The 12,383-nt window shown below is 68.7% G+C and carries 11 protein-coding genes; 7 read left to right on the top strand and 4 right to left on the bottom strand.

Annotated features, from left to right (window positions below):
• Positions 1-82 precede the first annotated feature (82 nt).
• The 3 genes from F3J18_RS23575 to F3J18_RS23565 all read right to left on the bottom strand — a co-directional run bounded on the left by F3J18_RS23575 (position 83) and on the right by F3J18_RS23565 (position 3,579).
• Positions 83-634, bottom strand: a complete 552-nt coding sequence (locus tag F3J18_RS23575) for a VOC family protein (RefSeq protein WP_042285834.1) — start codon at positions 632-634, stop codon at positions 83-85.
• A gap of 673 nt (positions 635-1,307) precedes the next feature.
• Positions 1,308-2,222: a LysR substrate-binding domain-containing protein gene (locus F3J18_RS23570; RefSeq protein ID WP_166914532.1), complete on the bottom strand. Its 915-nt coding sequence runs from the start codon at positions 2,220-2,222 to the stop codon at positions 1,308-1,310.
• Positions 2,223-2,247: 25 nt separating this feature from the next.
• Positions 2,248-3,579: an MFS transporter gene (locus F3J18_RS23565; protein ID WP_166914530.1), complete on the bottom strand. Its 1,332-nt coding sequence runs from the start codon at positions 3,577-3,579 to the stop codon at positions 2,248-2,250.
• A gap of 302 nt (positions 3,580-3,881) precedes the next feature.
• Here F3J18_RS23565 and F3J18_RS23560 point away from each other — a divergent pair, with 302 nt between their 5' ends.
• Entirely contained in the window at positions 3,882-4,700 is an 819-nt protein-coding gene (locus F3J18_RS23560; RefSeq protein WP_166914528.1) for a class II aldolase/adducin family protein, read from the top strand.
• Positions 4,701-4,779: 79 nt separating this feature from the next.
• Here the strand turns inward: F3J18_RS23560 and F3J18_RS23555 are convergent, their stop codons facing one another.
• Positions 4,780-5,766, bottom strand: coding sequence for an alpha/beta hydrolase (locus tag F3J18_RS23555; RefSeq protein WP_036029292.1), 987 nt, complete (start codon positions 5,764-5,766; stop codon positions 4,780-4,782).
• Positions 5,767-5,950: 184 nt separating this feature from the next.
• On the opposite strand from F3J18_RS23555, the gene F3J18_RS23550 reads away from it, so the two are divergent.
• From F3J18_RS23550 to F3J18_RS23525, 6 genes are all read left to right on the top strand, one after another.
• Complete coding sequence (locus tag F3J18_RS23550) at positions 5,951-7,222, top strand: FAD-dependent oxidoreductase (RefSeq protein ID WP_166914526.1); 1,272 nt, start codon at positions 5,951-5,953, stop codon at positions 7,220-7,222.
• Positions 7,223-7,365: 143 nt separating this feature from the next.
• Positions 7,366-8,754, top strand: a complete 1,389-nt coding sequence (locus F3J18_RS23545) for an LLM class flavin-dependent oxidoreductase (RefSeq protein ID WP_166914524.1) — start codon at positions 7,366-7,368, stop codon at positions 8,752-8,754.
• Positions 8,755-8,900: 146 nt separating this feature from the next.
• Entirely contained in the window at positions 8,901-9,668 is a 768-nt protein-coding gene (locus F3J18_RS23540; protein ID WP_166914522.1) for a GntR family transcriptional regulator, read from the top strand.
• The gene (locus tag F3J18_RS23535) at positions 9,668-11,452 is read left to right on the top strand and encodes a fumarate reductase/succinate dehydrogenase flavoprotein subunit (protein WP_166914520.1); all 1,785 of its coding nucleotides are present in this window, start codon (positions 9,668-9,670) and stop codon (positions 11,450-11,452) included. Before F3J18_RS23540 ends, F3J18_RS23535 begins: the two co-directional genes overlap by 1 nt.
• Before the next feature lie 11 nt (positions 11,453-11,463).
• Positions 11,464-11,709 carry a ferredoxin family protein gene (locus F3J18_RS23530; protein ID WP_013690428.1) on the top strand — a complete coding sequence of 82 codons (246 nt, stop codon included), beginning with the start codon at positions 11,464-11,466 and terminating at the stop codon, positions 11,707-11,709.
• Positions 11,710-11,752: 43 nt separating this feature from the next.
• Positions 11,753-12,383: HEAT repeat domain-containing protein (locus F3J18_RS23525; RefSeq protein ID WP_205195544.1), on the top strand; the 631-nt coding region annotated here is incomplete at its 3' end.

Raw genomic sequence — 12,383 nt, 5'->3', positions numbered from 1 at the left:
AGGCGCCGCGCAGAGCCAGGCTGGAAAGCCTGGCCGCTGCGCGTCGACCGGCGGTGCCGGTTAGATCGCTATTCAGTCGTTTTCAGTACTTGCCGGATTGCTCGAGCTGGTCGAACAGGTCCTGCACGTTGTCCTCGAGAAAACCTTCCTCGCCGGAGCGATGGATCAGCTCGAAGCTCATGCCGGTGTTGTGGCAGCGCGAGGAAAACGCCTGGGTCAGCCCGCTGCCCTTGATCACCTTGGTGTCGAAGCCGAGCCCGCGCGACTTCAGCGAATCGACGGCCGTCTCCACGTCCTCGACGGCCATCGCGATATGCGCGATGCCGACGCCATGGTGCTCGACCAGCTTCGAGACCTGCGATTCGGGCTCGGTGCCCTGGCACAGCACGAAACGAATGCCGTTCAGCTCCATCTCGGCGGACACCATGCCGGTGCGCGCGCCCTTGATATGGCGGCGCTGCTTCAGCTCGAAACCGAGCACGTCGCGGAACAGCCGCACGCCCTCCTCGAGATCTTTCACCGCGAGCGCGATATGGTCGATGCGCTGGAAGGAAACGTTTGCGTCCGCGGCCTTGGAACCGGACGGCTCGCCCGGATCGGCGGCACGGACTGCGTGGGGAATACCTGCGTTCATAGGGATGCGTCCTGCGAAACGGAAGCGCGCCTGATCGGCGCGTACGAGCGCATGCCGTGGTTGGCTCGATCGGCCGACCACGGCAATACGGGCGGATGACTGGCAGGGGAATGGATGGGATCGCGGGAAGAAAAGCCGCGCGCAAGGACACGTTCGCGCGCCGTTCCGCAAAATCGGATCGGCGAGTGAATGCGCGATGGAATCACGGCGCGGTTTTCCAATGCCACCTCAGTCCGCGTGATACGGACGAAATGAATGCATCGCGACCATGGTTTGCCCTCTCATATTTTCGTTAGCGACGCATTCAACAGTGACAAATTCGAACTGTCAATACAATCGATTCGATCGAATCGATTATGCAAACGAGCGCGCGTGTTTGGGAGAGGTGTCTGCTTTATTTTGCCGTGCCGCGGCAAGCCCCGCAGTTAGGCGCCAAGGCCTTGCCGGCCGGACCTCACAAGTTTGTCCAGCGCGATTACAAGAATTTTCAGTACTGGAATTGAAATAAATGGCGAGAGTCGGCGCTAAGAATTATTCAGGTTTTCTTGAGCTTGTTTGAGGATGTTTTGTTATTCCACCGATTGATACCGATTGTCTCCATTCGGGAATGGAAACTGCGTTTCCATGCTTAATATCGTCGACATCGATTCATAACACAATGAATCGCGCTCAACTATCGAGCGGCATCCCGCGAGGCGCGATATTCCGCCATTTCCCCTTCGAGCCAGCCGGCGAAGGTGACGAGCGGCGCCGAATCCTGTTTCTGCTCCGGATACAGCAGATAGGTTTTCTGGGCATTGACCGTCGCATAATCGCCGACGCGCACCAGCCGCCCTTCCCTCAGCTCGGTTTCGATCAATAGGCGCGGCAGCAAGGCCAGCCCGAGCCCGGCCACGGCGGCATGGATCGCCATGATGAAGAAGTCGAAGAAATGATCGCCGCCATGCGGCTCCGCGCGCGGCGTCGCGGCGGCCTCGGCCCAGTTCATCCAGGCGCCGGGCAGGTCGCGCGCATGAATCCACGGCATCGCGGCGATCCGGGCCGGATCGGCACCCTCGACGCGGCCCGGCGCGGCCACGATCCAGAGCTCGTCGTCGGCGATCAGCACGCGACCGGCCAGGCCCGGCAACAAGGTCTTCTCGAAGTGGATCGCGGCGTCGAAATTGAGATCCTGGAAATAGGTCGCCTGATCGCGGCCGGTCAGGCGTAGCTGGATATTGGCGTGGCGCGCGTGAAAGCGCGGCAGCCGCGGCACCAGCCATTGCGCGCCGAAGGTCACGCCCACCGCCACGCGCAGCGTGGAGCGCTCGCCTTGCGCGAGCAACTGCTGGGTGTCCTGGCGGATCTGCTCGAGATGCAGGCGGATACGGTGGGCATAATCGGCGCCGGCCTCGGTCAGCACCAGCCGCTGGCTGACGCGCCGGAACAGCTCCACGCCGAGGCTGGCCTCCAGCTCGTTGACCTTCTTGCAGATCGCGCCATGCGTGAGCTGCAACTCGGCGGCGGCCTTCGAGAAACTCTGGTGCCGCGCCGATGCCTCGAAGGCCTGCAAGGCGGTCAGACTGGGAATGCCTCGACGCAGCGACACGGCTCGTCCTCCGGAAAATCGAGCCTCATTTTAGCGCCATGCTTCCTTCGAAGGCGCGCCGCTTCGGTCGATCGAGCACGATGGCCAGCGCCGAGCCGATCGTCATCGCCACCGCGATGGCGATGAAGGCGAGCCGGAAGGTGCCGGTCGTGTCGCGCACCCAGCCGATGAAATACGGCATCAGAAAGCCCGAGGACACGCCGATGCTGGTGATCAGCGCGATGCCGGCCGCCGCCGCGCGATCGGTGAGGATGCGCGTGGGCAACTGCCAGAAGGTCGAGATGCTGCAGAAGCAGGCGGTGGTGCCAACCGCGAGCACGGCCACCGTCGCCAGCGGCGAGCCCAGGTACAGCGCGCTGGCCAGCGTCACCGCCGACAGCATCAAGGGCCCCGCCACATGGCCGGCATGCACGCGCCGGCGCGATACCAGGCGGCCCCAGGCCAGCACGCCCACCACCGCCACCGCGAACGGCACGGCCGAGATCAGGCCGATCTGCGTGAGCGAGAGGTGAGCGCTGCCGCTGAAGGTCTTCACCACCTGGGGGAGGAAATACAGGAGTCCGATGATTCCCGAGTTGATGCCGAAATAGACCAGGCCCAGCGCCCAGACCTTCGGATTGCCGAGCGCCTTGCGCGCGCTGTCGGGCTGCACCGTCGCGGCCGCGCTTTCCTGTTCGGCCGCCAGCGCCGCGCGCAGGCGGGCGTGGTCGGCCTCGCCGAGCCCGCGCCAGGCATGCGGGCCGTCGGGCAGCCAGAACCAGGCCACCACGCCGAGCAGCATCGCCGGCACGCCCTCCAGCAGGATCATGGCGCGCCAGCCGGTGATGCCGAACACGCTCGCGTGCTCCATGATCCAGGTCGACACCGGCGCGCCGAGCATGCCCGTGAGCGGGATCGACATGGTGAACAGCGACATCATCCAGACGCGGTTGCGCGCCGGCATCCACAAGGTCAGGTAATAGACCATGCCCGGATAGAGCCCGGCCTCGAAGGCGCCGAGCAGGAAGCGTGCCGCGTAGAGCCAGTGCGCGTTCGGCACGAAGCTGGTGAGCGAGGACAGCAGGCCCCAGCTCAGCAGGATGCGCGTCATCCAGCGGCGCGCGCCGTAGCGATGCATGAACAGGTTGCTCGGCACCTCGCAGAGGATGTAGCCGAGGAAGAACAGGCTGGCCGACAGCCCGTATTGCGCCGCGCTCATGCCGAGCTCGGCGTTCATGGTCAGCGCCGCGTAGCCGACGTTGGCGCGATCGAGCTGGTTGGCGACGTACATCAGCACCATCAGCGGGCCGATCCGCCACGCGATGCGTTTCATCAGGTCGGGCGGCAGCGCGGGCTGCGTGTCGTGGGTAGCGGCCATGGGCGGGTCCGGTGGCTGGGTCGGTGGGCAGGCGGGCGCACGCCGGGAGCGGGCGCGTCGCGCGGCTCGGGGCTGGCCCTGCCGCGTCGATGCCATTTAGCACCGGCCGAATTTCCATGGCAATCCACGAAAAGTCACCAGCCTGTGACGCTTCGGCATGACTGCGCCGGCGCCTGTGAAAAAAGCTCACACGAGCTTGCCCAATCGTCGCTTTACGCTGGCGAGCGCGGCGCCGGAGAATGCATCCATCGAGGGCCAGTGACGCCCGCCGCCCCATCCTCCCCATTCCCCGAAGGCCTCGCATGACAGCAGCGGACCCGAACGACTACCAGATCCCCACCCCGATCGGCGGCGCCCTGCCGGTTCCGCATACCTATTCGACGATCGAGGCCGAGCGCCGCCACCGCAAGCTCAAGCTGGCCGCCGCGTATCGGCTGCTGGCGCGCTTCGGGCTGACCGAGGGCATCGCCGGCCACGTCACGGCGCGCGACCCCGAGCATCACGATCGTTATTGGGTCAACCGCTACGCGCAGCACTTCTCGACGGTCCACCCCGACGACCTGATCTGCATCGACGACGACGGCCGGGTCCATCACGGCGACGGCCCCGTCAACGCGGCCGCGGTGGCGATCCATTGCGGCATCCACGGCACCATCGCCTCGGCGGTGGCCGCCGTGCACACGCATACCACCTACGGCCGCGCCTTCGCCGCGCGCGAGCGGCTGCTCGCGCCGATCAACCAGGAAGCCTGCCTGTTCTTCGAGAACCACGTGGTGTTTCGCGGCGACGTGGTGGTGCTCGCCACCGACGAGGGCCGGCGCATCGCGCAGGCCATGGGCGACTGCAAGGCCGCGATCCTGCTCAACCACGGGCTGCTGACGATCGGCTCGAGCGTGGATTCGGCCGTCTACCGCTTCATCGCGATGGAGCGCTGCGCGCAGGTGCAGCTGCTGGCCGAGGCGGCCGGCCCGATCGAGATGCTGGGCGACGAGGAGGCACGCGGCATCCGCCGCCATCTCGCGTCCGATTACGTGGCCTGGCTGGGCTTCCAGGGCTTGTACGAGCAACTGCTGCGCGAGCATGCCGACCTGCGCGCCTATGGCGAGGCGATTCCGCTATAAAGCCGCTGACATGCCCAGCGCCGCCGTTTCGCGCTTCATGCCGTGAACAGGCGCGCGCCGGGCATCGCCAAGCCCAGGCTCAACCCCGCCCCCAGCCCACCTCGCCCAGGAAGGCCAGCATCTCGCGATTGACCTCGGCGGGCCGCTCCTGCTGGGTCCAATGCCCGCAACCAGGCAGGCGCACCGTGCGCGCCAGGCGCGGCACCCACCGCGCCTGCGCCTCCAGCAAGGCAGAATTGCCCTTGAAAGCCAGCACCAGGTCGCGCTCGCCGGCGATATAAAGCGCCGGCACCTCCACCTTGCGCCCCTCGAAGGCAGCCAGCGTCTGCCAGTTGCGCTCGATATTGCGGTACCAGTTCAGCGGGCCGCGAAAGCCGTTGCGCGCGAAGGCGGCCGTGTAGACGTCGACATCCGCCTCGCCGAGCCAGGCCGGCAGCACCGCCGGCCCCGAATACGGCAGCCGGCCCGTGCGCGGCACCATGCCCGGCCGGCGCGGCGGCTCGCCTTCGGCCGGCGGCGGCATGTCCCCGCTGGTGGCGAACAGCAGGCCGCGCAGATAGCCGCGCGTATCGCGCTCGTAGTCGGCCTCGGCCACGCCGGGCTCCTGGAAATAGAGCTGGTAGAACACCTCGTGCTCCGTCTCCGGCAGCTTGCGCGAGGTGCTGACCTGGCCGCGCGGGATGAAGGGCACGCTCAGCGCGATCACGGCCGGGAAGCGATCGGCTCGCAGCAGCGCGGCATGCCAGGCCACCACCGCGCCCCAGTCGTGCCCGGCCACCACCGCCGATTCGATGCCCAGCGCATCGAGCACGCCCACCAGGTCGCCGACCAGGCGCAGCACGGTGTAGTCCTCGATCCCGGGCGGGCTGTCGCTCTCGCCGTAGCCGCGCATGTCGAGCGCGATCGCCCGGTAGCCGGCCGCGGCCAGCGCCGGCAACTGGTGGCGCCAGGAATACCAGCACTCGGGGTAGCCATGGCAGAGCAGGACGGCCGGGCCCTCGCCTTGTTCGACCAGATGAAGGCGAACGCCGTCGACACTCAGCTCGCGATGAATGGGATCGCTCACGCGCACACTCCTTGGGAAACGGGGACGGGCGCCCAGTATGGCATCGCTCGCGCCCACCCGGGGCCGGGCCGGCCGAAGCCCGCCGCAAACGCCCGAAGCCGGCAGATTCCGGCCGATGCTGGCCGTCAGCTTTTTGTCATGTCACGATGGCCGCCGGCTCGTTTCCTCATCGGTTTTTCCGCGCATGTCCGCTTCCTCGCTTCCCGTCGCCGTGCTCGGCGGCGGCATCATCGGCAGTTGTGCCGCCGCCTACCTGCGTCGCGCCGGCCACGAGGTGCTGCTGATCGATCGCGGCGACCCGCGCGCGGCCGCCTCGTTCGGCAATGCCGGCTGCCTGAACGGCTCCTCGATCGTGCCGGTCGCGATGCCGGGCGTGCTGCGCCATGTGCCGCATTGGCTGCTCGATCCGGAAGGCCCGCTGGTGCTGCGCTGGCGCTACCTGCCGCGCCTGCTGCCCTGGCTCACGCGCTTCGTGGCGGCAGGCACGCCCGAGCGCGTGGCCGCCCAGGCCGGCGCCCTGCGCGGGCTGATCGCCGGCAGCGTCGAGGCCTACCGCGCGCTGGCCGCCGAAGCCGGGCTGGGCGAACTGTTCGAGCAACGCGGCCACCTGGTCGCCTACACCAGCGAGCAAGGCCATGCCGGCGATGCCTACGCGATGTCCCTGCGGGAAGCGAACGGCATCGCCGTCGAGGAGGTGCCGCGCGCGGCGCTGCGCGAGCTGGAGCCCGATCTTGCCGACGGCTTCCTGCGCGCGCGGCTGATCCGCGAAACCGGGCACCTGAGCGACCCCGGCGCCTTCGTCGAGGGCCTCAAGCGCGACCTGCTCGCACGCGGCGGCAGGATCGTCGACGCGCAGGTGCTCGGCGTGATCGACAACGGCGCCCGGCTCACCGGCGTCGCCACCAGCGCCGGCACCTTCGAGGTGAAGGGCGCGGTGGTGGCGCTGGGCGCCTGGTCGGCGCGCCTCGCGGCCCGGCTCGGCGATCGCGTGATGCTCGACACCGAGCGCGGCTACCACCTGGAGGTGCCGCGAGCGGCGGTCGGCCCGCGCATCCCGACGCTGTGGTCCGAGGCGAAGATCTTCAGCACGCCGATGGCCGGGCGCGTGCGCTGCGCCGGCACGGTGGAGTTCGCCGGGCTCGACGCGCCGCCCGACTGGCGCCGCTGCACGCTGCTGGCGCGCCAGTTGCGGCGCATGTACCCGGCGCTCGGCGCGGCCCCCGAGCAGGCGGCCGGGCAGGCCGAGCTGCGCTGGATGGGCCGCCGCCCCAGCACGCCCGATTCCCTGCCGGTGATCGGCCGCGCCGCGCGCTTCGAGAACGCCGTGTACGCCTTCGGCCATGGCCATATCGGCCTGACCGCCGGCGCGCCGACCGGCCGCCTGGTCGCGCAACTGCTGTCGGGCGAGCGCCCCTCGATCGATCTGGCGCCGTTCTCGGCCGCGCGCTGGCGCTGAGGCGCGAGCGCAACCACCGCCCGCGCCGAGGCCGCTATCGTCGAATCGCTGCGAAGCAAATCCGGATTCCTTGGTTGGGAACGCGCGCGCACCATGCGAGCCTAGCTGGTTTCGACCAACCCGCCCGGGCGCGCCCCTCGACGATGACAGGAAAGCCGATCCGCCTGAACGCGTTCAACATGAACTGCGTCGGCCACATCAACCATGGTCTGTGGACGCATCCGCGCGATCGTTCCACCGACTACCGCTCGCTCGCCTACTGGACCGACCTCGCCCGCCTGCTCGAACGCGGCCTGTTCGACGGGCTGTTCATCGCCGATATCGTCGGCGTCTACGACGTCTATGGCCAGTCGCTCGACCTGACGCTGCGCGAGTCGATCCAGTTGCCCGTCAACGACCCGATGATGCTGGTCTCGGCGATGGCCGCCGCCACGCAACACCTCGGCTTCGGCATCACCGTGAACCTGACCTACGAGGCGCCCTACCTGCTGGCCCGGCGCTTCTCGACGCTCGACCACCTGAGCGGCGGCCGGATCGGCTGGAACATCGTGACGGGCTACCTCGACAGCGCGGCGCGCGCGATGGGCCTGGCCGGCCAGATCGAGCACGACGAGCGCTACGACCGCGCCGACGAGTACCTGGAAGTGGCCTACAAGCTGTGGGAAGGCAGCTGGGAGGATGGCGCGGTGCGCCGCGACCGCGAGGCGCGCGTGTTCGCCGATCCGGCCAAGGTGCACCGCATCCGCCATCGCGGCCGCTTCTACGAGGTCGACGGCTACCACCTCGCCGAACCCTCGCCGCAGCGCACGCCGGTGCTGTTCCAGGCCGGCTCCTCGGGGCGCGGCCAGCAGTTCGCGGCGCGCCATGCCGAATGCGTGTTCGTGTCGAGCGGCAGCCGCGCCGGCACGCGCAAGCTGGTGGCCGAGCTGCGCCGCCAGGCGGCCGAGGCCGGGCGCGATCCGGCGAACTTGAGGATCTTCATGGGCGTGACGGTGATCGTCGGGCGCACCGAGGCCGAGGCGCGCGAGAAGTTCGCCGAGTACGCGCGCCACGCCAGCCCCGAGGCCGGCCTCGCGCATTTCGCGGCCGGCAGCGGCATCGATTATTCGCGCTTCGATCTCGACGACGTGATCGCACCGGACGGCACGAAAAAACCGCGCGGCATCGAATCCTCGGTGCAGCGCGTCACCGACGGCCGGCCCGATTTCACGGTGCGCGACCTGCTCGGCCAGATGGCGCTGGGCGGGCGCTACGCGACCATCGTCGGCGACGCCTCGCAGGTGGCCGACGCGCTGATCGGCTGGATCGACGAGACCGATATCGACGGCTTCAACCTGGCGCGCACGGTCACGCCGGAAAGCTACGAGGATTTCATCGAGCTGGTGATCCCCGAGCTGCAGGCGCGCGGCCGCTACAAGACCGCCTATGCCGAGGGCACGCTGCGCGAGAAGCTGTTCGGCGGCTCGGCCACGCTGCCGGCAGCTCATGCGGGCGCGGCTTATCGCCGGCAGCCCGAAGCCGCCGCGCGTTGATGCCGACCTTCCTTCCGACGCGATAAGCGCGATTCCAGCGCTCCAGCACCATCCCCGCCAAACCGGGAATCGATATCTGAATTGATTAGTTTGGCGGGGATTCGACGCTCCCTACACTCGTCATGTCTTGTCATGACAAGTTGACCATGTCGAAAACCAACCTGGTGCCGCTGTCCCCGCAGCCGCTCTACGAACAGATCAAGGACACGCTGCGCTCTCGCATCCTCGACGGCAGCTACCCGCCCCACAGCCGCATGCCGTCCGAAAGCGAACTGTGCGCGATGTACGGCGTGAGCCGCATCACCGTGCGCCAGGCGCTCGGCGATCTGCAGAAGGAAGGCCTGGTGTTCCGCCTGCACGGCAAGGGCACCTTCGTGTCGAAACCGAAGGCCTTCCAGAACGTCGCCTCGCTGCAGGGCTTCGCCGAGGCGATGTCGTCGATGGGCTACGAGATCGTGAACCAGCTGCGCAACTTCGGCATCGTCAAGGCCGATCGCCACGTGGCCGCCAGGCTGAACCTGCCCGAGGGCGCCAGCGTGGCCGAGATCCACCGCGTGCGCCTGCTCAACCGCGAGCCGGTCTCGCTCGAGATCACCTGGGTGCCGGAGGCGCTCGGCAAGCGCCTGGCCGGCGCCGACCTCGTCACGCGCGACATCTTCCTGATCCTGGAGAACGACTGCGGCGTGCCGCTCGGCCATGCCGACCTGTCGATCGACGCGATCCTCGCCGACGACGACATCGTCGAGGCGCTGCGCGTGGAAGACGGCAGCCCGGTGCTGCGCATCGAGCGCCTGACGCACGACGAGGCCGGCGCGCCGATCGATTACGAACATCTGTATTTCCGCGGCGACGCCTTCCAGTACCGGCTGCGCGTCGATCGCAGGAAACCGCATGAACACCGGAGGACCCCGTGATGAACGATGAAGTGCTCGACTACGACCTGGTGGTGGTGGGCGGCGGCACCGCCGGCCCGATGGCCGCGATCAAGGCCAAGGAACGCAACCCGGCGCTGCGCGTGCTGCTGCTGGAGAAGGCCGGCGTCAAGCGCAGCGGCGCGATCTCGATGGGCATGGACGGCCTGAACAATGCCGTGATCCCCGGCCACGCCACGCCCGAGCAGTACACGCGCGAGATCACCATCGCCAACGACGGCATCGTCGATCAATCCGCCGTGCATGCCTACGCGAAGCACAGCTACACCACCATCGAGCAGCTCGACCGCTGGGGCGTGAAGTTCGAGAAGGACGGCAACGGCGACTACGCGGTCAAGAAGGTCCATCACATGGGCGCCTACGTGCTGCCGATGCCCGAGGGCCACGACATCAAGAAGATCCTCTACCGGCAGTTGAAGCGCGCGCGCATCGCGATCACCAATCGCGTGGTCGCCACCCGCGTGCTGACCGACGCGCAGGGGCGCGCCGCCGGCGTGCTGGGTTTCAACTGCCGCACCGCGCAGTTCCAGGTGATCCGCGCCAAGGCCGTGATCCTCTGCTGCGGCGCGGCCGGGCGGCTCGGCCTGCCCGCCTCGGGCTACCTGATGGGCACCTACGAGAACCCGACCAACGCCGGCGACGGCTACGCGATGGCCTATCACGCCGGCGCCGCGCTGGCCAACCTCGAGTGCTTCCAGATCAATCCGCTGATCAAGGACTACAACGGCCCGGCCTGCGCCTACGTGACCGGGCCGCTGGGCGGCTTCACCGCCAACGGCCAGGGCGAGCGCTTCATCGAGTGCGACTACTGGAGCGGCCAGATGATGTGGGAGTTCTACCAGGAACTGCAGAGCGGGCGCGGCCCGGTGTTCCTGAAGCTCGACCACCTGGCCGAGGAAACCATCCGCAACATCGAGCAGATCCTGCACACCAACGAGCGGCCCAGCCGCGGCCGTTTCCATGAAGGGCGCGGCACCGACTACCGCCATCAGATGGTGGAGATGCATATCTCCGAGATCGGTTTCTGCAGTGGCCACAGCGCCTCCGGCGTGTATGTGGACGAGCATGCGCGCACCACCGTGCCGGGCCTCTACGCCGCCGGCGACATGGCCGCCGTGCCGCACAACTACATGCTCGGCGCCTTCACCTACGGCTGGTTCGCGGGCGAGCACGCGGCCGAGGACATCGCCGGGCGCGAGCTGGCGCCGCTCGACCAGGAACAGGTGGCGGCCGAGCGCAAGCGCGTGCTGGCGCCGCTGCATCGCGAGCACGGCCTCGCGCCGAACCAGGTCGAGTACAAGCTGCGCCGCATGGTGAACGACTACCTGCAACCGCCCAAGGTCACGCGCAAGATGGAGATCGGCCTGCAGCGCCTCGAGGAAATCGGCGCCGACATCGAGGCGATCAAGGCCACCCACCCGCACGAGCTGATGCGCGCGGCCGAGGTGCGGGCGATCCGCGATTGCGCCGAGATGGCCGCGCGCGCCTCGCTGTTCCGCACCGAGAGCCGCTGGGGCCTCTATCACCATCGCGTCGATTTCCCCGAGCGCAACGACCGCGACTGGTTCTGCCACACGCACCTGAGCCGCGACGACCAGGGCCGCATGAGAAGCGAGAAGCGCGCCGTCGAGCCTTACGTGGTGCCGGTCTCCGACGCGGAGCTGGGCGCGTATTCGCAGTTGCGGATCCGCGAGCGCGCCACCGCCAACGCGACCGCCAACGCAACCACCGGCGCCGACGCTCACGCCGCGCCCGCCCTCAGCTGAGAACCCCGACCATGCCGACCACCCCGCACGACATCCTCCAGCGCAGCAGCGCCCCCGTGACCATCGACGAGGCGCTGTGCATCGCCGAGAAGGGCTGCACCGTCTGCGTCGACGTCTGCCCGCTCGACCTGCTGGCGATCGACACCTCGAAGGGCAAGGCCTACATGCAGTTCGACGAGTGCTGGTACTGCATGCCCTGCGAACGCGATTGCCCGACCGGCGCCGTCAAGGTCGAGATCCCGTACCTGCTGCGCTGAGCGCGGCCCGCCACCTTCACGCTCCCTCGCCCCCGCAAGACCGATGACCGACATGCCCCCGATCCACCCCACCGACCTGCCGGCACTGGCCGCCGGCGTCGATCCCGCCGCGCGGGCGCTGCTGGCACGCGCCGCCGATGCCGATCCGGCCGTGCGCCGCATCGCCGTGTTCGAGCTGGCCGATCTCGGCGATCCCGAGCTGGTGCCTGCCTTCCTCGCCCTGCTCGGCCATGACGCCGACGCCGCGGTGCGCCGCGAGGCGGCCCTGGCGCTGGCCGCCTGGGAACAGCCCGAGGCGATCGAGGCGCTGTGCGCGGCCCTGCTCGACGCCGATGCCGGCGTGCGCGAGGCCGCCGCGCAAAGCCTGTCGGAGCTGAAGGACCCGGCTTCCGGTGACACGCTGCGCCGCTGGGCCGGCCGGCCCGAACCCTTCGTGGCGCGCGCCGTGTTGCGCGCCCTGCGCGAGCTGCGCCACGCCGATGCCTACGAGCCGGCGCTGGCCGCGCTCGATTCGGACGACGCCGAGTTGCGGCTGGAAGCGGTGGCGGTGCTGGGCTGGCTCAAGGACCCGCGCGCGCTACCCGCCATCGCCGTGCTCGCGACCGGCGATACGCGGGCCGAAGTGCGCCGCGCCGCGGCGGGCGCGCTCGGCTTCAGCGGCGACCAGCGCGATG

This window comes from Burkholderia sp. Ax-1720 (genome assembly GCF_011753035.1).
In the GTDB taxonomy this organism is placed as follows: domain Bacteria; phylum Pseudomonadota; class Gammaproteobacteria; order Burkholderiales; family Burkholderiaceae; genus Burkholderia; species Burkholderia gladioli.
Note: the sequence above shows the minus strand (reverse complement) of the source record. Positions and strands in the feature narration are given on the sequence as shown.

Coding starts and splice junctions, on each gene's coding strand:
- F3J18_RS23540 (WP_166914522.1), top strand. CDS start 8,901: ATGTCGAAAACCAACCTGGTGCCGCTGTCCCCGCAGCCGCTCTACGAA.
- F3J18_RS23550 (WP_166914526.1), top strand. CDS start 5,951: ATGTCCGCTTCCTCGCTTCCCGTCGCCGTGCTCGGCGGCGGCATCATC.
- F3J18_RS23565 (WP_166914530.1), bottom strand. CDS start 3,579: ATGGCCGCTACCCACGACACGCAGCCCGCGCTGCCGCCCGACCTGATG.
- F3J18_RS23535 (WP_166914520.1), top strand. CDS start 9,668: ATGAACGATGAAGTGCTCGACTACGACCTGGTGGTGGTGGGCGGCGGC.
- F3J18_RS23545 (WP_166914524.1), top strand. CDS start 7,366: ATGACAGGAAAGCCGATCCGCCTGAACGCGTTCAACATGAACTGCGTC.
- F3J18_RS23530 (WP_013690428.1), top strand. CDS start 11,464: ATGCCGACCACCCCGCACGACATCCTCCAGCGCAGCAGCGCCCCCGTG.
- F3J18_RS23575 (WP_042285834.1), bottom strand. CDS start 634: ATGAACGCAGGTATTCCCCACGCAGTCCGTGCCGCCGATCCGGGCGAG.
- F3J18_RS23560 (WP_166914528.1), top strand. CDS start 3,882: ATGACAGCAGCGGACCCGAACGACTACCAGATCCCCACCCCGATCGGC.